The organism is Cycloclasticus sp. (genome assembly GCF_019090545.1).
Lineage (GTDB): Bacteria > Pseudomonadota > Gammaproteobacteria > Methylococcales > Cycloclasticaceae > Cycloclasticus > Cycloclasticus pugetii.
In genome coordinates, this window is sequence record NZ_JAHRVT010000007.1 from 13,622 (window position 1) to 34,500 (window position 20,879).

Here is a 20,879-nt window from a genome sequence, read left to right on the forward strand (position 1 = left end):
GTAAAACTGGAGTATATAAAATGTCATATTTAGAGCCGAGTGAATTCGTTACAAAAATGGTGGATTCTGGTGAATCCAAAGTGTATATGTCGACAAAAGATACGTTTATTCGTGCTTTTATGGCCGGTGCTATTCTTGGGCTTGCCGCCATTTTCGCCATTACGGTTGCTGTGAAAACGGGGTCTCCATTAATTGGTGCTATTTTGTTCCCTGTGGGTTTTATCATGCTGTACTTAATGAAGTTTGATCTATTAACAGGGGTATTTACCTTAGTGCCATTAGCATTAATTGATAAGAGGCCAGGTGTCACCATCGGTCAAGTATTTAGAAACTGGGGGCTTGTGTTTATTGGTAACTTTGCAGGAGCGCTCACAACAGCGTTTATGATGTCGTTTATCTTAACCTACGGCTACAGTGTCGATGGAGGCGCTATTGCTGCCAAAGTCAGTACGATTGGTGAGTCTAGAACGTTAGGCTATAAAACACACGGTGTTGATGGCTGGTTTACGATTTTTATTCGCGGCATGTTATGTAACTGGATGGTTTCAATGGGTGTGGTTGGTGCAATGATTTCGACTTCTGCTACCAGTAAAATGTTAGCGATGTGGATGCCTGTTATGCTGTTCTTCTTTATGGGTTTTGAACACTCAATTGTTAATATGTTCCTGTTCCCATTTTCAATGATTATGGGTGGGGAGTTTACGTTTGTTGACTATTTAGTTTGGAATGAGCTGCCAACAGTACTTGGCAACCTAGCTGGTGGTTTGTGCTTGGTAGGGCTTCCACTATACTTCACTCATGTTAGAACCAGTCCAAATCGTTCTATATAATCATTTCCATTAAACAACTGATGGACCAAGGCCAGCCTAAGCTTAGGCTGGCCTTTATTTAAAATGACAAATCGATTAAACATATCCGTAGGTCAATATTCAGATAAAGGTAAAAAGGATATAAACCAAGACTTTCATGGTGTTTATATTCCTGATGAGCCGATGCTAACATCTAAGGGCATAGCGGTTGTTTTATCCGATGGTATCAGTAGTAGTGATGTAAGCCATATTGCCAGTGAATCATCGGTGAGTGGTTTTATCTCGGATTATTATTGCACCTCCGAGACTTGGTCTGTTAAACAATCAGCTGAACGGGTGCTAAGGGCTACCAACTCTTGGCTATACGCCCAAAGCCAACAAAGTACACACCGGTTTAATAAAGATCGTGGTTATGTGTGCACGTGCAGTGCCATGGTTATTAAGTCAAGAACAGCACACATTTTTCATGTTGGAGACAGCCGAGTATATCGCCTGAATGATCAGTCGTTAGAACAGCTTACCAACGATCATAGATTATGGGTAGCAGAGGGTAAAAGTTACCTTAGCCGAGCAATGGGGGTTAAGCAACAACTCGATATTGATTATCAAAGCATGGCTGTGGCAGAGGGCGATATATTCTTTTTGGCAACAGACGGGGTGTATGAGTTTGTTAATGATGTGTTTATCGTTAAAACAATCAATGAGTACGCCGATCAATTAGATGAGGCGGCAAAGCTTATTGTTAATACAGCATATGAGCAAGGTAGCGATGATAATTTAACGGCGCAAATTATTCGTATTGATGCACTACCAGATCATGAGACAAGTGAGCTTTACCAACACATTACTGAGCTTCCATTTGCCCCGTTATTAGATGCTCGCATGACAATGGATGGATATAGAATTATTCGCGCTATTCATCAAAGTAGTCGTAGTCACGTTTATTTAGCGCTTGATGACGACACTGGAGAGCAGGTTGTTATTAAAACGCCCTCCGTTGATCTAAGAGATGATTCTGCTTATCTAGAGCGCTTTACAATGGAAGAGTGGATTGCGAGACGTATCAATAATGCACATGTGCTGAAACCCTGTAAACAGAGTCGCAAACGAAACTACTTGTATCTAGCAATGGAGTTTATTGAAGGGCAGACTTTAAAACAATGGATGATAGATAATCCTACGCCTGATTTAGAAACAGTACGCGGCATTATTGAGCAGGTTGCTAAAGGCTTACGGGCTTTCCACCGATTGGAGATGCTGCATCAAGATTTAAGACCAGACAACATCATGATCGATTCAACAGGGACGGTGAAGATTATTGATTTTGGTTCGACACGGGTGGCTGGCATCATGGACATATCAAGTTCAAGGCAGCAAGACGACATACTCGGCACTGCTCAGTATACTGCGCCAGAATATTTCCTTGGACAAAGCGGTACAAGCCGTTCAGACCTATTCTCTTTAGGTGTTATTACGTATCAGATGTTAACAGGTCGGTTACCTTATGGCGTGGATGTGGCGAGGTGTAAAAGCAAGTCGGCGCAAAATAAATTGAATTATAAAACGGTGCTCGATGATGAAAAAGAGATTCCAGTATGGTTTGACGATGTGTTAAAAAAGGCAGTGCATCCTGATCCTTATAAGCGATATGGGGAGCTATCAGAGTTTATTTTTGACCTGCGACAACCAAATAAAGAGTTTATAAATAAAACTCGTCCACCTTTGATGGAGCGTGACCCTGTGCTTTTTTGGAAGAGCACCACGTTAATGTTAACGATCTTGGTTTTATATTTACTTAGCCAATAACGGGTTTTATGTTTATTGGTATAGGCTAAATCAAAGGGGAGCCGCCGAACCATGTTTGATGAAAGTACATAACGGCAAAGAATATGGCGGTACCTGCTAGTGCTGCCCAGATATTAAGTTCGCTCAAAACAAGTTTATTACGTTTGTTTAAAATAGCTACAAAAGGAATATAGGATGTTTGTTCGGTAAATTTAACCCAAGACTCACCATACCGGGCCTTGTATTTACGGTCTAAATTCATAGGCGCAATAAGCCCTTCAAATGCAATCGTTCCAAACAGAAGGTGGGAGGCCCAATCGCCGTTGACAATAAAATGAGCGAAGCCCCATAATCCTAACCCAATAAGTCCTGCATGCCGTGTGATGCGTACCATGCCACGGGTTGTGACTTGGTCGGGTGGAACAAGCCCCATTAAGGTTGGGTTTTTATCAAAAATACTCATTGGTAATAACAAAAAGGCAAAGAAGGTGAGCCCAATGCTGACTGGTTTTAAGGCTTCAGCTGTTCCCCAAGTGGCGATATAAGGAGCGCTTTGATAGGCGAACCCCATCCAAGCTAAAGCAATAAATATACTCAGCGAGAATAAGACCTTAAAGACGGTTTCGCCAAGAATGTTAACAATGTGAGCACGCAAGGGGCTGCCAGAAATAATCCAGTGCATGCCAAGAAAAAAAAGACAAGCCGCGGTTAGTGAGTTCATGGGGTTGCTCCTCCAGCTAGTTATTAGCGCCCTTTTTAACTATGGGGCTGTTATTCGAACTAGCATAAAGCATACTTAAAATTTTGCGAAGCGTCGTGTATTTATGTAATTGTTAATTCAAAAAGCTAGTTTTTTTTGGCATGAGAGGATGTAGATCAAGAAAGCGCTAGTGATATAGGGTCGCTAAGATGATAGCGAAAAGCGTTATCGTTATGAAAACATGGATTTACTTTATGAGCAAAAGGGCTGCATTGGTGAATAAGCTTAATAGCGCGACTGCCTTCCAGAAGGCGAGAGGGTTACGTTCAACTAAGGGCGTGTGAACGGCAGTGGTGAATAATTTATTCGGGTGTGAGAGGTCGTGAATAAATTCTGATATTTCCTCGTATCGATTTGAAGGTTTTTTGTTGACGATTTTTCTGATTGCACCATCAATCCAAAGTGGAATGTCCGTATCGATTTCTAATATTGGAATATAGTGCAATTTACTAAGTGCTTTTTCACCGTATTTTTCCCCAAAAGGGAGTTTTCCTGTCAACATTTCGTAGGTAATAACGCCTAAAGAGAAAGCGTCTGAACGGTAGCTAGCGGGCTGACCTAATAGGTATTCTGGTGCTGTGTAGTGTTGAGTTCCCAATAAATTTAAACGTTGAATGGGAGATGCTATTTCTTCTACACCGGCAACTTTTGTAGAGCCGAAGTCTATTATTTTAACGGTGCCTTGGGTATCGATAATGATGTTTTCTGGTTTCAGGTCTTGGTGAATCATTTCCTTTTTATGAAAAGCTCTGAGGCCTCGAGCAATTTGCCTAACGATGCCTCTAACATCGTGTAAGCTGGGTTGGGGGTTGTCACTCATCCAATGCCTGAGTGTTTGTCCTTCGATGTATTCGGTGACGTAATAAAGAAAGCGACGTGTCCTTGTTTGTTCAATAATTTTTAGAACATGATTGTTATCAATTCGGCGGCCAATCCATTCTTCTTGCACAAACATATCTAAAAATGTAGGGTCATCTACATAATTAACAGACGGTGTTTTAATAACAACTTGCTGTTGTGTTTGAATATCTGTTGCCAGATACACTTGTGTACGATTACTGGCATGTAGTTCTCGCTCAATTCGGTAACCATCTAAGGTCATGCCGGCACTTAAGTCAGGAGGAAAAGGTAGCTCAGTTAATTTACGGTATATTTCCTGTTCATTAACGTGTGGTCGTTGATTAAACCTGACAATTTGGCAGGTGACATTGTCATGGCTGCCATTTTTCATTGCAAGATCAGTAATGTTTCGAGCAGCACGGTCAAAATTGTCGGTATTATTATTTACTTGTGCCAGCATGATGTTGTCACTGACAAACTCATGAACACCATCCGTGGTGAATAAAAAAGTATCGCCTTCTTCCAATAGAAAATGGCTGTAGTCAATTTCTAAATGTAGATCAATGCCTATTGCACGAGTGAGGTAATTTTTTTCTTTGGATACCCAGAAACGATGATCGTCCGTGAGTAGCTCCAATTGCTTATCGCGTATTCGGTAAATACGTGTATCGCCAATATGGAATAAATGCACGGTGGAAGATTTAACAACTAAGGCGCTCATAGTAGTGGCTAAGCCTTTTTGGTTAGCACCACCTTGCTGTGCCATCCCCAACATCCAACGGTTAGTAGCGGTTAAAACCTTTTGAACAGAGGTTTTAACCGTCCAAGTGTCAGGTGTGCAGTAATAATCACCCAATAAGCTTTTTACACAAGATTCACTGGCAAGTTTACCGGCCTCACAGCCACTAACACCATCAGCTATAACCGCAGCCACCCCTTTTTGCTCTAAAACAGGTGATTCAGGTAGTAAAACACCATAACTGTCTTCATTGTCCGTTTTAAGGCCTTTATCGGATGATTGACCAAGGTCTATAATCGATTCTGATTGCATGTTAGTGGTGTTGATGGGTTATGTCACATCGATAAGTTCTACTGTACCATCTTCAAGCACCTCGGCTGTTTGTCCTTTAGGCTCTTCTAAGAAAATAAACATAAATAATAAAACGGTGGCGGCTGTTCCTCCAATCACCATAAAGAAGACTTGCGGAGAAACAAAAGAAAGAACAGTTAGAAATATAAGGCCACCTACATTGCCGTAAGCGCCCACCATACCAGCGACTTGGCCAGTCATACGACGTTGAATTAGAGGCACCATGGCATACACTGCACCAGACCCGCCTTTAGAAAATAGCCCACATAAAATAGTACATGCCACAACTAACGGTACAGCCCATGTTTCACTAACTTGACCGAGTAATAAAAAGGTAACGCTAATACCTGAAAACAAAATAACAAGTGATTTTTTGCGGCCAATTTTATCACTCATCATACCGCCGCCAGGTCGAGCTATTAAGTTCATCACAGGGTAAATGGCGGCTAGTAGCCCAGCTGTTACAGGCGATAAGCCAAACATATCGATATAGAATAATGGCAACATAGAGACTAGGGCTAATTCAGAACCAAATGTCACCATATAAGCAAGATCTAAAATGGCAACTTGTTTAAATTGATAGCGAAATAAATCAGGCACTTCTTTGCTGAAAATATCTTTGTTAACTTTAATAATATGCATCGCTTGATACAGGTAGACAATGGCAATGGATGCATAGGTGATAATGACTACTTGCTCATTTAACCAGCCCATACCCTTTGGAGAGAGTTTCCATGTGAGCAATGCGAGTGCACCATAAATGGGCATGCTCATTATTAAGTAAAGCGTCAAATCAAGCTTACTGGTGACTTCCATTCCACCTACTTTTTTAGGTTTGAAATAGGTTGAACCTTTTGGTGTATCTGTGACACTTAAATAATAAAAAATACCATAGAAAAAAGCGATCACTGCGGTAGCTGTTAATGCATAACGCCAGCCATCCTCACCGCCTATCCATAAAGCTAAAGCGGGTAAAGCCATGGCGGAACCTGCCGAGCCAAAATTACCCCAGCCACCATAGATACCTTGTGCGATACCAGTTTGTCTAGCGGGGAACCACTCGCCGATCATACGGATACCAACAACGAAACCTGCGCCAACAAAACCCAGTAAAAAACGAGCTAAGGCAAGTTGTTCAAAAGTTTGTGCCCAAGCAAAAAATAAACATAAAAAACTAGAGAATATTAGTATGCCTGAGAACATGCGGCGAGGGCCAAAGCTATCCACCATCATGCCTACAATAATGCGTGCAGGGATTGTTAATGCAACGTTCAGGATGAGTAAAACTGACACTTCTTGAGCTGTTAAGTTAAAGACATCTCTGATAACAGACATTAATGGGGCATGGTTAAACCACACCATAAAGCTGATAAAAAAGGCAAACCAAGTTGTATGTAAAATACGAATATTGCCTTTGAACGATAATAAATTTAGTTTTTGCGACATTGCAATGTGTCTCCTTCAATAGATTGTGAGGGTAAGAGCAAAAGCTATGCCAGCTAAGTATTTACTTACTCTTAATGGTCGTTGTAGTTATTTGTTTGGGGTAATGTGCTTTTTTGCACCAAGTTAATGCGATTGGGGTTTTTATTGCACAGCACTAAAGCAAAAAACTGTTTTGACTGTCTTTTTTTATATGTTTTTAAAAATTTTCTGCTTAAAAATCAATTGTTAGAGAGGTGGTGGTTGATGTTGGCATGTTGCGTGCTAAGGAGGTTTGACTATAAAGAATTTTGGATATACATAAAGCATGAGTAATAAAAAACAATTAGTTGTCATTGGTAACGGTATGGTTGGGCATAAATTCCTACAGTCCATGGTAAACAGCGATGAAATGCAAAACTACGATATAACAACGTTTTGTGAAGAAACGAGGTTTGCTTATGACCGTGTTCAACTATCGTCATACTTTAATGGTAAAACTGAAGAGGATCTGTCACTTGTTGAGCCGGATTTCTTTGAAAAAAATAATATTACCGTTCATATCGGTGATCGTGCAGCCCACATTGATCGTGACAAAAAAATCGTTACCTCCGATAAGGGTCAACGTATTTCATACGATAAAATTGTTCTAGCGACAGGGTCCTTTCCCTTCGTTCCACCTATCCCAGGCCATGAAAGGGAAAATTGTTTTGTCTACAGAACTATTGATGACTTAATTGATATTGCGAAAGCAGGTAAAGAATCTAAGGTAGGCGTTGTTATTGGTGGTGGTTTGTTGGGTCTTGAGGCCGCAAAAGCGTTAAAAGACTTGGGGTTGAAAACACACGTTGTTGAGTTTGCGCCACGGTTGATGGCCGTACAAATTGATGATGGCGCTGGCGCAGTGTTACGTAAGAAAATTGAAGAGTTAGGTGTTAGCGTACATACCCAAAAGAATACACAAGGCATTGTTGATGGTGAGCAGTGTCTGCATCGGATGAACTTTGCTGACGGCTCACATATTGAAACCGATGTTATTTTATTTTCAGCCGGTATTAGACCGCGTGATGATATTGCTCGTGATTGTGGTCTGACACTTGGTGAGCGAGGCGGTATTGTTATTGATGATCATTGTCAAACGTCAGATAAAGACATTTATGCGATAGGCGAGTGTGCTTTATGGGATGGCAAAATATTTGGTTTGGTGGCACCGGGTTATCAAATGGCCCAAGTTGTAGCAGACCGGTTATCACTCAAGGAGAATAGTTTTACCGGTGCAGATATGAGCACGAAATTAAAACTGATGGGTGTGGATGTAGCGAGTATTGGTGATGCGCATGCAACCACTGAAAAGGCGAAGATTTACACTTATGTCAATGGTGCAGATGACGTTTATAAAAAGATCGTCGTCAGTGAAGATAATAAACGCTTATTAGGTGCGGTGTTAATTGGCGATACGGTTGATTACGGTAATTTGTTACAACTTAAACTGAACGATATTGCTTTGCCAGAGTATCCGGATGCATTAATTTTGCCACAACGAGATGGCTCAGGCGCAACAGGTTTAGGTGTTGAAGCTTTACCGGATGCTGCGCAAATATGTTCTTGTTTTGATGTATCCAAAGGTGCGCTTTGCCAAGCCATCTCAGATGGCGCTACAACGATGGCAAGCCTTAAAGAGTGTACCAGTGCAACAACAGGCTGCGGTGGTTGTACGGCACTTGTTGGTCAAGTACTGAATAAAGAGTTAGAAAAACTGGGGATGGATGTTAATACAGATTTGTGTGAACATTTTGCGTATACCCGCCAAGACCTTTATCACTTGGTTCGTGTCGGCAAGATTAAAACGTTCGATGAAATGATCGAAAAACATGGTAAGGGGTATGGCTGTGATATTTGTAAGCCAACGCTAGCGTCTATTTTTGCTTCTTGCTGGAATGATTATGTATTAGAAACTCCACATACTGGCCTGCAAGACACGAATGACCGTTATCTTGCCAATATTCAGAAAAATGGCACTTATTCAATCGTACCTCGGATTCCAGGTGGTGAAATTACACCTGACAAGCTGATTACTCTGGGTGAGGTTGGCAAAAAATATAATTTGTATACGAAAATTACCGGTGGGCAGCGTGTTGATTTATTTGGTGCGCACCAAGAAGACCTACCTGTTATTTGGAAAGAATTAATTGATGCGGGCTTTGAAACAGGTCACGCCTACGGTAAATCTTTACGAACAGTTAAATCCTGCGTCGGTAGTACGTGGTGCCGATATGGCGTTGCCGATAGTGTGACAACGGCGATTGATTTAGAGAATCGTTACAAGGGTTTGCGCACACCACACAAAATAAAGTTTGCTGTTTCGGGTTGTACTCGTGAGTGTGCAGAAGCGCAAAGCAAAGATGTTGGCGTGATCGCCACAGAAAATGGTTGGAACTTGTACTTGTGCGGCAACGGCGGTATGAAGCCGAGACATGCCGACTTGTTTGCAACAGGCTTAGATTACGAAACAATGATTCAATATATTGATCGCTTCCTTATGTTTTATGTAAAAACAGCAGATCGATTACAACGTACATCTACATGGATGATGAACCTAGAAGGCGGCATTGATTATTTGCGTGAAGTGGTCATTGAAGACTCATTAGGGCTTGCTGAAACGTTTGAAACAGAAATGCAAAATGTTATTGATACGTATCAATGTGAGTGGAAGACAACAGTTGAAAACGAAGAAAAATCAAAAACCTTTAAAGCGTTTGTAAATTCTGACAAAGGCGATAGCCAAATTGTATTTGTTTCAGAAAGGGATCAAATACGGCCTGCGCGAAAAGAGGAAATACCAGCACAACTTGAAGAAGTTTAAACAAACGGATGAATACACGAATGGTTAATGAATTAAAAAGTAGTGAAGTGGATGTCTGTGCGTTAACAGATCTAAATGAAAATGCAGGTACAGCTGCTTTGATAGATGAGAGACAAATAGCTTTGTTTTATGTGAAAAAGACCGAACAAGTTTATGCGCTTAGTAATTACGACCCTTTTAGCGAGGTGAACGTTTTATCCAGAGGGATAATTGGCAGTATAGGTGATGAACTTGTGGTGGCATCGCCGATTTATAAACAGCACTTTAATCTAGAAACAGGGCAATGCTTAGAAGACGAGAGTGTTTGTATTAATGCATACCCAGTAAAAATAATAAATGGCCGAGTTGTCGTCGGTACAAACAGTTAATGAAGGCTAAATAATGAAAGTAACTTATTACACTCTCGATGTTTTTACCGATACGCTTTTTCAAGGGGCACAGGTTGCTGTTTTCCCAGATGCAGAGGATCTGCCAGAAGAGCAGCTTGGTCGTATAGCACGTGAAATAAATTTATCTGAAACGGCATTCGTTTATAAAGCAGATGAGGGCCGTAGTACCTTTAAAGCTCGAATTTTTTCGCCGGATGGCGAGAAGGATTTTGCAGGACATCCTATTTTAGCGATTGCCAATGTTTTAGTGGAAACTGGAAAAGTTAGCTTGGAAGGCGACTATACAAGCATTATGGTAAAGCAAAATAGCCAAGATGTTACCGCAAATATTTCTAAGGATGCGAATGGTAAGCGGTATGTGCAATTTACATTAAGTAGTATGCCTGTTGTTGACCGATTTACACCCACGGATCAAGAGTTAGCAAAACTATTATCGATTGATGAGAAAGATATAGACCATTCAAGCTATTACACACGCCTTGTGTCGAGTGGCTTACCTTATTTAATTGTGCCACTGAAATCACAGGCGGATGTACGTAAAGCATGTTTTGATGTGAAGGCTTGGGGTGAGTCGTCAGCACCCGCTATGGCAGCACAAGAAATTTTAATTTTTAGTGCAAAAACGGACCTAGACGATTGTAATTTCCACGGGCGTTTAATGGGTCCAAATATCAGCGATCGTGAGGACCCACCTCTTGGTTCGGTCTTGCCTACCTTTGCTGGCTACCTAGCTTCTCATGAGCATATACGGCTGGGTACTTATAGTTTTGCAATTGATCGTGGCACAGCAGAAACTCGCCGAAGTTTGTTACATGTAGAAATGGATAAACGAGAAGGCCGCCCAATAACTTTAAGGGTGGGTGGCGATTCATTGTTGGTCAGTAAAAGCGAACTGTTGCTAGGTTAAACGAGGGAGATAATAAGATGCTATTTGGTCGGAATAAAAAAAATCCCATCGCGATCGCGGATAAAAAAATTGAAAAATGGACCTATGCTACTTGTGGCTATTGTTCAACTGGTTGTGCAATTGAAGTAGGCACGGACAAAGATGGTGTGCCAGTAGGAAGTCGAGGAGTGGCTGATGCAGATGTTAATCGAGGCAAGTTATGTGTAAAAGGCCTTTTTGAACACGAATTGTTTGAGTCAGCAGGTCGCGGTGACGTACCGCTGATGCGCTCAAATATTCATGATGAATACCAAGAAGCGAGCTGGGACGAAAGCTTTGAAAAAATGGCCTCTGAAATTAAACGCATACAAGATACCTATGGGCCAGACTCATTTGCCATTGTATCAACGGGGCAAATTTTAACCGAAGGTTTTTATACCTTGGGCAAGTTGGCCCGCGGTGTGATTGGAACCAATAACTACGATGGCAATACCACACTGTGTATGGCCTCGGCAGTATCAGGCTATAAGCGCTCTTTTGGTTCAGATGGCCCTCCAGGTTGTTATGAAGATTTTGAACATACCGATTGCCTGATTGCTTGGGGGTCCAATTTACCAGAACAACACCCTATTATTTATTGGCGTTTTAAAGAAGCGCAGGAAAAACGAAAATTTCCTTTAATTGTTATTGATCCAAGAGTCACCATGCTGGCGCAAAATGCAGATATGCATTTGGCAATTACGCCCGGTACAGACGTCGTGTTAATGAATTCATTAATGCATGTCATTCTGGCTGAAGGATTGGAAGATCAAGACTATATAAAAGCGAATACTACTGGCTTTGACGAATTAGCAGCAGAAGTTAAAAACTATGACCCGATAACGGCATCTAAAATATGCGGTATTGATGAAGATACGATTCGTAATGTTGCTCGTTTGTACGCAAAAGCTGGCGCCGCAATGAATATTTGGACGATGGGTATTAATCAAAGCACGCATGGCTCAGATGGAGTGGTGGGGCTTAATAACCTTAGCTTGCTGACTGGCAACATTGGTAAAAAAGGTGGGACCAGCTTGTCTATTACTGGACAGTGTAATGCGATGGGAACACGAGAGTGGTCATCGTGTTCTGGTCTACCTGGCTATCGTTTATTAGAGAATGAACAAGACCGAATTGATATTGGAAAATACTGGGGCGTAGATCCAGAGTTTTTCCCAAAGAAACGGGGGCTTGCACAAACAGATATATTTCCTGCCATTGAAACCGGCGCAATTAAAGGTCTGTGGTTGGTGGGTACAAACCCAATGACATCAATGCCTAATACGGCGCGTATTCGTAAAACATTAGAAAAGCTTGAATGTTGTGTAGTGCAGGATTCTTACCTTGATGTGGAAACAACGCAATATGCACATATTTTTCTACCAGCGGCTATTTGGGCTGAAAAGGAAGGCGTGTTTACGAATACAGAAAGAAGGGTCAATATTATTCGTAAAGTAAAAGAACCCTATGGTCAGTCAAAAACAGATTTACATATTTTTAACGGCCTAGCAAAACAGTTTGAACAGGGTAGAAAGATGAACTTCCCTGATAATTTTCATGAAGTGTTTGATGAAATGCGCGAACTATCCAAAGGACGGCTGGTTGATATATCGGGTATGACTCATGATTTGATTGAGCAGAATAAGGGCATTCAGTGGCCTTATACGCAAGAGCAGGTGGATAAGGGTGAAAAGCCGCTTAAAGGTGGAAAACGCTTGTATACCGAACCAGCTACTTTTCGCCATCCCGGTGGTCGGGCTAAACTGATTCCGCTACCGTTTATCGATAATAATGAAAAACCAGACGAGCAATACCCGTTTTGGTTGAATTCAGGCCGGTTAGTTGAGCACTTTCACTCACGTACTAGAACTGGAAAAGTCGGTAATAACAATAAATACAGTCCAACGCCATTTATGGAAATGAACCCTGATACAGCAGCTGAACAGGGGATAGAGCATCAGTCCTATGTGCGTGTTATTTCACGTCGTGGTGATGCTGTTGTTATGGTTATGTTGACACAACGAGTACCTAGGACGATGGTGTTTATTCCCTTTCACTTTTTTGATTGCGTTAACCGACTTACATTAGGACTATTAGACCCACATTCACGGCAACCTGCCTTTAAACAATGCGCAGTACGAATAGAGCATGTAAATCAGGAAGTTGCTGCACGATTAAATTTAGAAGCAAGAACATTTTAAGTCCCATGATTGAAACACGTAGTGATGAACAAAAATATGCTTTTTTAAGGACAGAAGAAAGCCGAGAAAAAAACCGATATGGAGACAATATTGAGCTCGCCGAGGAGGGTAATGCGTTAAGGGAGGTGAGCCTTAATATAAATGGTGATACAGGTATTAGCGAAAACCCAGATCGATATAAACAGCATGGGTTTTATTTAAATGCAGATAACTGTATCGGTTGTCATGCATGTGAAGCGGCATGCAGTGAAAAAAATGATAACCCTGCTCATATCTCATTCCGTTCGGTTGGTTATGTCGAAGGCGGAACGTACCCAGATTATCAGCGCCTTAATATTTCGATGGCCTGTAACCATTGTGATGACCCTGTTTGCTTAAAAGGTTGCCCAACAAGAGCTTACACAAAGTTTGCTGAATATGGTGCGGTGTTACAAGACCCAGATATTTGTTTCGGCTGTGGTTACTGTACATGGGTTTGCCCTTATAACGCCCCTCAACTTGACCCTGTTAAAGGTGAGGTTAGTAAATGTAATATGTGCGTTGATCGATTAGAGGTGGGGTTAAAACCGTCATGTGTATCAGCCTGTTTAGGTAATGCGTTGGATTTTGGAGTCATTGAGAATGTGCCAGAAAATAGGGAACAGGCTCAAGCTGAAATACCGGGTTTTCCAACAGCAGATATTACGCATCCGAATATTCGTTTTCAGCAAACGCGACAAAATAAGCGTGAAATGACGCGTACCGACTCGATGCCGCTTAAATATCATAAAGATGAAGAGGTTGGAAAGTATAAACCGGTAGTAGATGAAAAGCATGGAGTCAAAAAGCAATGGAATTGGAAAGCTTTGCTGATGACGCATGAAAGTTCTCATGTCATTTTTACATTATCAACACAAGCCATCCTTGGCGCGTTTTTAATCATTGTGCTTGGTAGCTTTACGGGTGTTGAAGCGATAGTAGCGATTCAGTCGTCTGCTGCGTATCTGCCGTTATTAGTATTGATGAATGTATTGCTGATGGTTGGCTTCTATAAACTCAATATGCATTTGGGCAAACCACATCGTTTTTACCGTGGTTTTTATAATTTACGCCATTCACCGGTAAGCCGTGAAATTGCTGGGGTTAGTTTGTTTTTTAGCAGCTTGCTTGGGTTTAGTGTTTTTAGTTATTTTGAGATTAAGCCATTGATTGGACTGTTTGCCATTATGGGCGTACTCAGTGGTCCAGTAGGTCTGTTTTATATGTATAAGCTATATAGAATTAAGGCACGCCCATTTTGGGATCACTGGCAAACAGCGAGTTCTTTTGTTGGAACATGTTTGAGTCTTGGGTCATTAACGATTGTTTTCGTTGCGTTAATAGCAGATGCTCTCAATACTACACAATATATTAGTTTGGTAGTTTTACTATTGCTGGGTTTGCTGCTTGAAGCCATAGGGCACGTCGCGCATGCCGCTGATCTTAAAAATAGTGAGGGAGAAGGTAGTGCTTCATGGTACTTACAAACAACCCGTTTTGCATGGCCTTATATTATTAGTAATGTATTGTTAGGCTCCTCAATTATTGTGTCTTGCTTATTGCTTGATTCTCCATCATCAACGCTGGGTTGGTTGATATTAGGGCTGTCATTACTTAGTACAGCCGTGATTAGGCGTTCTTTATTCTTTGCATTGGTTATTCCTACCACAATGCCGGGTGCATTCTTTTGGAAAAACAAAGCTTTTGAAGAACATGCAAAAGAAACTGGTTTAGCAAATATGCCTCAAGTGGGTGTGCGTTATGAGGAGCATAGAACCTTTAAAGTAGGTGAATTGATAGATACTATTAAAACCACAACCGCAAAAGAAGCGATTGACCAATTGAAAGAAATATTTTATTGGAAAAAGGTTAAATAGAAGCTCGGCTTGAAACTCACGTGACCTTGTTATTTAACAAGGTGTAACTGTTTAGAAAATCCTAATGTGCCTTAAATTTATCAATTTGTTAATACTTGTTTGTAGGTTACCTTAGGCCTACAGCATAAGCTGTAACGTATTAAAGGCGATGTTCAGGGGAATATAGGTTTTTATTATGTTTTTGCATTTATTCCAATTCTCTTAAGATTGGCTTAATTTTCAACAAGTACACTCGTAACCAGTCTATGAGAATAAGGATTGGTTATGAGTGCACTACAAAGTGAATCAGAGGGTAGCAAACAACGTGCTGATTCAGAAGCAAGCAAACGAGTTTTTTTACCTCACTTATCTGTTGTTTTAACAGGCCTTGACTCACCGCAACGAGCTAATGTAGAAGCATATATTACAAAGCAATTTTATAAAAACCATGCCGCGCAGATAAAGAGTTTTTTACCTTATTTATTATCTGCAGAAACCAAAAAAAATATAACATCAGTGCTTGGGTTCTATCCGGCTGAGATCGATAACCCAATGTTTTTAGAACAATATTTAGATGATAAGGCTGAGTTAGTGATTAGTCGGCTGATCAACCTTAATGTTGACCGGCAGAAGATAGCGGAAATTGGTAACTTAACATCGAGTTATCCTAGTACCAGTAAAATGTTGTTTGTTTTAATAGTGTCAACACTCTATCAATTAGATATTGATTGGGCATTATTTACCGCAACTAAGCAAGTTCAATCTATGATTTCGGAACTGGATATTGGGTGTATTGATATTTGTGATGCCCAAGCCGAAAGTCTTGCGTTTGATAGTGGTTCATGGGGCAGTTATTACAAAAACCAACCCAAAGTTATTGCAGGCGATATAAAAAAAGCTTATGCAATATTGAAAAGTCATCCGGTTTCAGGTTTTGTGATGACTAATTATCAGTCCACAATTGATCAGCTTGTATTGCGAGTATCTTTGGACCGGTAATGCTTTGGAACGAAATTAAAGAGCTTGCCAAACAGCGGCCAAGTGATATAGCCATTGTTGGCGAAAAAAAAGCATACACCTATAAAGAATTGCTGAATGGGGTTAATGTTATATCAAGGTTTTTAGTACGTTATCAGCATAAAGTATTGGCCTTGTTTTGTGATAATTCGCCTGAATGGTTGTTAGTTGACCTTGCTGCTAATGTATCAGGGGTGACCTTGTTACCCTTGCCGGCATTTTTTTCTCAGCAGCAATTAGCCTTTGCTATTAAAAAATCGGGCGCATGTGCGCTGGTTCATAAGCGTGATGATAGCTTATTGAACGTTACGGAGTTATTGAATACAGAGGTATTGATTGGGGATTTACTCTGTAGTGACTTGAAAAATATAGCGGATAGCGAATTACCCGTTTCTACTGCGAAAATAACGTTTACATCGGGTTCAACAGGTGAGCCTAAAGGTGTTTGCTTATCGAACAAGCAGCAGTTTGCGGTCGCGAAAGCTACGCATGATTCATTACAATTGCCAGTCGGCAAGCATTTATCAGTATTACCGTTTAGTACCTTACTTGAAAACACAGCGGGTTCGTACGTGACCTTGTTAAATGGTGGAACTATTATTGCCTTACCCAGCAATCAATTAGGCTTTAATGGCAGCAGTGACTTTAAGTTATCAGCTTTGCTGAAAACGATTGAGAAATATAAGCCCGTTAGTTTAATTTTATTACCAGAAATACTACTGAGTCTTATTGGTGCGATAAAAAAAGGTTGGACGCTACCCTCGTCCATAGCGCTTATGGCTGTCGGTGGTAGCAAAGTGTCTCAACAACTCATTCAGCAAGCGCAATCGTATGGCTTGCCCGTTTATGAAGGGTATGGGCTATCTGAGTGTGCTTCGGTTGTGAGTTTAAATTCAGCTAAAAATAATAAAGCGGGGTCGGTTGGCAAGCCCTTGCCGCACCTTGAAGTACGCATTGTGGACGATGAAATTATTGTTTATGGAAACCCGTTCCTAGGTTACGTAGGAGAGCCTGCTTCATGGGGAAAAGCAGAAATTGGAACGGGCGATTTGGGGTTTTTAGATGAACAAGGGTATCTATATGTCAATGGACGTAAAAAAAACCTTCTTATTTCAAGTTATGGTCGGAATATTAGTCCTGAATGGGTTGAAGGCGTTTTATTAAGCGATGGTTTGCTTAAACAGTGTGTCGTGTTTGGCGATCAACGGCCACACTGCATTGCACTAATATCCTTAAGAGATGAAGCAATGCCTGAAGAAATAATAAAGGATAGCATTATCAAAGCGAATCGCTCACTGCCTGATTATGCGCAGGTTAAAAGATGGGCAGTACTACCACAACCGATGAGTTTTTCAGCAGGCACGATGACCTCTAATGGCAGACCCGTTAGGGATGTTATTTTGAGGCAGTATCAATCAACTATACATCAATTATATTCGGAGTAAGGATAATGGCCTTTTTTCAACAATTACAGCAACAAACCGAGCAGGAGCGTCATCAACTGTTGGCGGCCCCGATTATTAACAAAGCGGTGTCTGGAACAATCTCAAAAGAGGAATATATCGCTTTTTTAGAACAGGCTTATCACCATGTTAAACATACGGTGCCATTATTAATGGCAGCGGGTGCGAGAATTCCAGAGGAAAAAGAGTGGCTACGTAATGCATTGGCAGAATACATCGAAGAAGAGTTAGGCCATCAAGAATGGATTTTAAACGACCTTGCTGTGTGTGGGGTTGATAAAGAAAGAGTTCGGCATGACGCGCCAGCCTTTGAAACGGAATTAATGGTTGCGTATGCCTATGATGTTATTAACCGTGTTAACCCCTTGGGTTTTTTTGGTATGGTTCATGTGTTAGAAGGCACCAGTGTCACAACAGCTGATAGAGCGGCAGATGGCATTCAAGAAGTATTGAGTTTACCTGATGAGGCGTTTAGTTATTTGCGCTCACATGGCGCACTGGATCAGGATCATGTTCAATTTTTTGAAAGCTTAATGAATAAAATAAATCAGCCAGCTGAGCAGCAGCTTATTATTCGTTGTGCCAAACAGTTTTATCGACTCTATGGTGATATTTTTTGTAGCTTAACTGAACAGCCTGAAAAGACATTAGCATAGAAGGTAAGCGTACTTATAAATAAATAAAACAGCGTGACGAGTGGTGGTGCATTGGCTTATCAATGATGTTATTAAGCGCTGGCTGTTCAATCTACGGATAAACAGTGAGCAAACACAAAAGGTTGCTGAGTAACCTAAATCGGAGTTTAGTATGAAAAATATTGTGAAAATACTGTGTTACGTTTTACTCATATCATCAACCGCCGTATTGGCAGATGTTCAGCAGGATGTGGCTCTCTTGGCAAAAGATTGGGCAAAAGCTAACTATCAAATGAAAGGGTCACAACAAGAAGAAGCGTTTGAGACCTTAATAGAGCAATCTAACGAGGCAGTTAAGTTGCATCCGGTATCGGCGGAAGTGCTTATTTGGCGGGGTATTATTGAATCAAGTTTCGCTGGCGTTAAGGGTGGCCTGAGTGCGTTATCATTAATAAAAGAAGCAAAAAAAGATTTGGAAAAATCTATTTTATTAGATGATAAAGCGTTGTCTGGCTCAGCACATACAACCTTGGGAACCTTGTATTTTAAGGCGCCAGGCTGGCCGATTAGTTTTGGCAATGACAAAAAAGCAAAAAGGTATCTTCAAAAGGGCATACTCCTTGATCCAAACGGCATTGATAGTCATTATTTTTATGCCTTGTTTTTGCTGGATCAAGGTGAGAAAAAACAAGCTCAAGCTAGCTTCATAAAAGCACTCGATGCTAAAGCAAGGCCAGACAGAGCGCTTGCAGATAGCGGCCGCCGGCATGAAATAAATGAAGCATTGCATGAAATTAATTAGCATTTAAACTGAACAAGTGAATATTTTACTGGTTGAAGACGATGCAGCATTGGCTAACGCCTTGGTAAAGACGCTGACACATGAAGGTTTTGTGGTTAATTATTTGAAGCATGGTCAACAGGCGATAAGCATCGTTAAAACTGAGCCAACGGATATTGTGATTTTAGACTTGGGCCTGCCCGATATGGATGGCTTGGATGTATTGCGGGCCATTAGGCAGCATACAGCGCAGTTGCCGGTACTTATTTTAACGGCTAGGTCATCGATTGATGACAAGGTGTCGGGCTTGGATTTAGGGGCGGATGATTATTTAGCAAAACCATTTGAAGTGGATGAACTGTTGGCGCGCTTAAGAGTTGTTGAGCGCCGTTCTAGTAGCTCAAAACATGCAGGCCTTCATATCGGTGATGTTGTATTAGACACGGCTTGTTATGGCTTATCGGTTGCCAACGAAGCGGTGGATATATCGCGTCGTGAGTTTACCTTGTTAAAGGCACTGATGGAAAATGCTGGGCGTGTTTTAACACGCGAGAGTTTGGAGTCAAAACTGTATAGCTGGGATCAAGAGGTGGCGAGTAATACGATAGAAGTTCATATTCACAATCTAAGAAAAAAGTTACCTAAAGGTTTTATCAAAACACTTCGAGGTGTTGGTTATATAGTGAAGCCAATATGAGGTCAATTCGTACCTATTTATTGTTAACACTGTTGGCGACTATTACCGCGGTAACGTTTCTATCGTTATTGCTGGGCTACCGCTCAAGTCTTGCTAAAACGGATGCTTTGTTTGATGAGCGACTTAAAAACTTAGCCAGCATTATTGTACATGCTAATCATGATCTCACGCCAAGGGTTGAAAAAACACTAGACCTTAAGCCCTCGGTTTTTTTTCAAATTTGGTCGCATGATGGCGTACTTATTGCGCGCTCCGGTAATGCGCCTGAACACCAAATGTTTAACAGTCAATTGTCGGAAGGCTTTCATAATGCCAACTACGCAGACTTTCGTTGGCGTACTTACATATTACAAGACAGGCTTTTTAAACGCTGGGTGATCACAGGGGAACGTATCGACTTACGTTATGAAATAGCCGATAAAATTGTATTATCTGCCATCAAACCAACAGTGATGGCTATCCCATTGGCCGCCTTTATTATTTGGTTAACGGTGGGTTTTGGTTTAAAGCCGCTACGTGAATTAACCACGCAACTCGGTGATAAGAAAGCGGATGATCTGTCTGCAATTTCGATTAAGCAACAACCCAAAGAGCTAGAGCAATTATGTATAACAACCAATGATTTACTACAGCGCTTAAATGATGCATTCGTACGTGAGCAGCAGTTTTCGGCGGATGCGGCGCATGAGTTGCGCACCCCTATTAGCTCCTTAAAAGTGCAGCTACACAACCTAATGTCTACTAAGGACATAACTGATGGCGATCTAGAACCTTTGAAAGAGGGAGTGGAACGAATGGGGCATGTGATTGAGCAGATACTGAGTTTATATCAACATTCACCCGATCAAGCTGCTCAGCAAATGGAACCGTTAAACTTAACTGATATTGCTAAGATGGTGATTGCCAAAGAATACATGCAGTTTGAGTCAAAGCAGCAAAGAATAAGTTTGAATGCAGAGCCTGTATGCCTTATCAAAGGTAATGAATTTGCACTAGAGAGTTTATTGCAAAACTTAGTTCTTAATGCCAATAAATATACACCAGCACAGGGTGTTATTTCGGTAAATATTAAATCCAAAGACAATGCTGTGATGCTTTGCGTAGAAGACTCTGGGCCAGGCATCGCAGAAGAAGATCGGGTACGTGTTTTTGAACGGTTTTATCGGGTGGGTGGAGATAGACATGCATCCGGTATATTAGGGTGTGGGCTTGGCTTAGCCATTGTGCAGCATATTTCTACTTTTCATGGGGCTAAGGTTGAACTGGCAGTGTCAGCTGAATTAGGTGGTTTAAACGTGATGGTAGAATTTCCAGCTATTTAAGGGCAC

General features: G+C 41.2%; 16 protein-coding genes. 13 read left to right on the top strand and 3 right to left on the bottom strand.

Annotation, left to right across the window (positions count from 1 at the left end; translation table 11 throughout):
- The first annotated feature begins 20 nt into the window (after positions 1 to 20).
- Both KUG63_RS01240 and KUG63_RS01245 read left to right on the top strand, forming a co-directional pair.
- Entirely contained in the window at positions 21 to 830 is an 810-nt protein-coding gene (locus tag KUG63_RS01240) for a formate/nitrite transporter family protein (RefSeq protein ID WP_015005616.1), read from the top strand.
- Positions 831 to 893: 63 nt separating this feature from the next.
- Positions 894 to 2,615 (top strand): bifunctional protein-serine/threonine kinase/phosphatase, encoded by a 1,722-nt coding sequence (locus KUG63_RS01245; RefSeq protein ID WP_287553727.1) that lies wholly within the window; start codon positions 894 to 896, stop codon positions 2,613 to 2,615.
- Between the two features lie 25 nt (positions 2,616 to 2,640).
- Here the strand turns inward: KUG63_RS01245 and KUG63_RS01250 are convergent, their stop codons facing one another.
- The 3 genes from KUG63_RS01250 to KUG63_RS01260 all read right to left on the bottom strand — a co-directional run bounded on the left by KUG63_RS01250 (position 2,641) and on the right by KUG63_RS01260 (position 6,730).
- Positions 2,641 to 3,315 (bottom strand): NnrU family protein, encoded by a 675-nt coding sequence (locus KUG63_RS01250; RefSeq protein WP_015005618.1) that lies wholly within the window; start codon positions 3,313 to 3,315, stop codon positions 2,641 to 2,643.
- Between the two features lie 226 nt (positions 3,316 to 3,541).
- A complete protein-coding gene (locus tag KUG63_RS01255; RefSeq protein WP_287553730.1) occupies positions 3,542 to 5,245 on the bottom strand; it encodes a bifunctional protein-serine/threonine kinase/phosphatase in 1,704 nt (567 codons plus the stop codon).
- Between the two features lie 18 nt (positions 5,246 to 5,263).
- Positions 5,264 to 6,730: a NarK family nitrate/nitrite MFS transporter gene (locus KUG63_RS01260; protein ID WP_015005620.1), complete on the bottom strand. Its 1,467-nt coding sequence runs from the start codon at positions 6,728 to 6,730 to the stop codon at positions 5,264 to 5,266.
- Between the two features lie 304 nt (positions 6,731 to 7,034).
- On the opposite strand from KUG63_RS01260, the gene nirB reads away from it, so the two are divergent.
- The 11 genes from nirB (at position 7,035) to KUG63_RS01315 (ending at position 20,873) form a co-directional block, all read left to right on the top strand.
- Positions 7,035 to 9,569, top strand: coding sequence for a nitrite reductase large subunit NirB (gene nirB, locus KUG63_RS01265; protein ID WP_016389573.1), 2,535 nt, complete (start codon positions 7,035 to 7,037; stop codon positions 9,567 to 9,569).
- An 8-nt stretch (positions 9,570 to 9,577) separates the two neighbouring features.
- Positions 9,578 to 9,937, top strand: coding sequence for a nitrite reductase small subunit NirD (gene nirD, locus KUG63_RS01270; protein ID WP_020162008.1), 360 nt, complete (start codon positions 9,578 to 9,580; stop codon positions 9,935 to 9,937).
- Between the two features lie 13 nt (positions 9,938 to 9,950).
- Positions 9,951 to 10,865 (top strand): PhzF family phenazine biosynthesis protein, encoded by a 915-nt coding sequence (locus KUG63_RS01275; protein ID WP_020162009.1) that lies wholly within the window; start codon positions 9,951 to 9,953, stop codon positions 10,863 to 10,865.
- A 17-nt stretch (positions 10,866 to 10,882) separates the two neighbouring features.
- Positions 10,883 to 13,084 carry a molybdopterin oxidoreductase family protein gene (locus tag KUG63_RS01280; RefSeq protein WP_015005624.1) on the top strand — a complete coding sequence of 734 codons (2,202 nt, stop codon included), beginning with the start codon at positions 10,883 to 10,885 and terminating at the stop codon, positions 13,082 to 13,084.
- Positions 13,085 to 13,089: 5 nt separating this feature from the next.
- Entirely contained in the window at positions 13,090 to 14,979 is a 1,890-nt protein-coding gene (locus KUG63_RS01285) for a DmsC/YnfH family molybdoenzyme membrane anchor subunit (RefSeq protein WP_287553735.1), read from the top strand.
- Positions 14,980 to 15,243: 264 nt separating this feature from the next.
- Positions 15,244 to 15,957, top strand: a complete 714-nt coding sequence (locus tag KUG63_RS01290) for a thermostable hemolysin (protein ID WP_287553737.1) — start codon at positions 15,244 to 15,246, stop codon at positions 15,955 to 15,957.
- On the top strand, positions 15,957 to 17,420 hold the full coding sequence (locus KUG63_RS01295) for an AMP-binding protein (protein WP_287553739.1): 1,464 nt from the start codon (positions 15,957 to 15,959) through the stop codon (positions 17,418 to 17,420). The genes KUG63_RS01290 and KUG63_RS01295 overlap by 1 nt, the downstream gene beginning before the upstream one ends.
- A 5-nt stretch (positions 17,421 to 17,425) precedes the next feature.
- Positions 17,426 to 18,094 (top strand): TenA family transcriptional regulator, encoded by a 669-nt coding sequence (locus KUG63_RS01300; RefSeq protein ID WP_287553741.1) that lies wholly within the window; start codon positions 17,426 to 17,428, stop codon positions 18,092 to 18,094.
- A gap of 151 nt (positions 18,095 to 18,245) precedes the next feature.
- The gene (locus tag KUG63_RS01305; RefSeq protein WP_015005629.1) at positions 18,246 to 18,875 is read left to right on the top strand and encodes a tetratricopeptide repeat protein; all 630 of its coding nucleotides are present in this window, start codon (positions 18,246 to 18,248) and stop codon (positions 18,873 to 18,875) included.
- 16 nt (positions 18,876 to 18,891) lie between these two features.
- Positions 18,892 to 19,551: a response regulator gene (locus KUG63_RS01310; RefSeq protein WP_287553743.1), complete on the top strand. Its 660-nt coding sequence runs from the start codon at positions 18,892 to 18,894 to the stop codon at positions 19,549 to 19,551.
- The gene (locus KUG63_RS01315) at positions 19,548 to 20,873 is read left to right on the top strand and encodes an ATP-binding protein (RefSeq protein WP_287553745.1); all 1,326 of its coding nucleotides are present in this window, start codon (positions 19,548 to 19,550) and stop codon (positions 20,871 to 20,873) included. The genes KUG63_RS01310 and KUG63_RS01315 overlap by 4 nt, the downstream gene beginning before the upstream one ends.
- The last annotated feature ends 6 nt before the right edge of the window (positions 20,874 to 20,879 follow it).

Coding starts and splice junctions, on each gene's coding strand:
- KUG63_RS01240 (WP_015005616.1), top strand. CDS start 21: ATGTCATATTTAGAGCCGAGTGAATTCGTTACAAAAATGGTGGATTCT.
- KUG63_RS01245 (WP_287553727.1), top strand. CDS start 894: ATGACAAATCGATTAAACATATCCGTAGGTCAATATTCAGATAAAGGT.
- KUG63_RS01250 (WP_015005618.1), bottom strand. CDS start 3,315: ATGAACTCACTAACCGCGGCTTGTCTTTTTTTTCTTGGCATGCACTGG.
- KUG63_RS01255 (WP_287553730.1), bottom strand. CDS start 5,245: ATGCAATCAGAATCGATTATAGACCTTGGTCAATCATCCGATAAAGGC.
- KUG63_RS01260 (WP_015005620.1), bottom strand. CDS start 6,730: ATGTCGCAAAAACTAAATTTATTATCGTTCAAAGGCAATATTCGTATT.
- nirB (WP_016389573.1), top strand. CDS start 7,035: ATGAGTAATAAAAAACAATTAGTTGTCATTGGTAACGGTATGGTTGGG.
- nirD (WP_020162008.1), top strand. CDS start 9,578: ATGAATACACGAATGGTTAATGAATTAAAAAGTAGTGAAGTGGATGTC.
- KUG63_RS01275 (WP_020162009.1), top strand. CDS start 9,951: ATGAAAGTAACTTATTACACTCTCGATGTTTTTACCGATACGCTTTTT.
- KUG63_RS01280 (WP_015005624.1), top strand. CDS start 10,883: ATGCTATTTGGTCGGAATAAAAAAAATCCCATCGCGATCGCGGATAAA.
- KUG63_RS01285 (WP_287553735.1), top strand. CDS start 13,090: ATGATTGAAACACGTAGTGATGAACAAAAATATGCTTTTTTAAGGACA.
- KUG63_RS01290 (WP_287553737.1), top strand. CDS start 15,244: ATGAGTGCACTACAAAGTGAATCAGAGGGTAGCAAACAACGTGCTGAT.
- KUG63_RS01295 (WP_287553739.1), top strand. CDS start 15,957: ATGCTTTGGAACGAAATTAAAGAGCTTGCCAAACAGCGGCCAAGTGAT.
- KUG63_RS01300 (WP_287553741.1), top strand. CDS start 17,426: ATGGCCTTTTTTCAACAATTACAGCAACAAACCGAGCAGGAGCGTCAT.
- KUG63_RS01305 (WP_015005629.1), top strand. CDS start 18,246: ATGAAAAATATTGTGAAAATACTGTGTTACGTTTTACTCATATCATCA.
- KUG63_RS01315 (WP_287553745.1), top strand. CDS start 19,548: ATGAGGTCAATTCGTACCTATTTATTGTTAACACTGTTGGCGACTATT.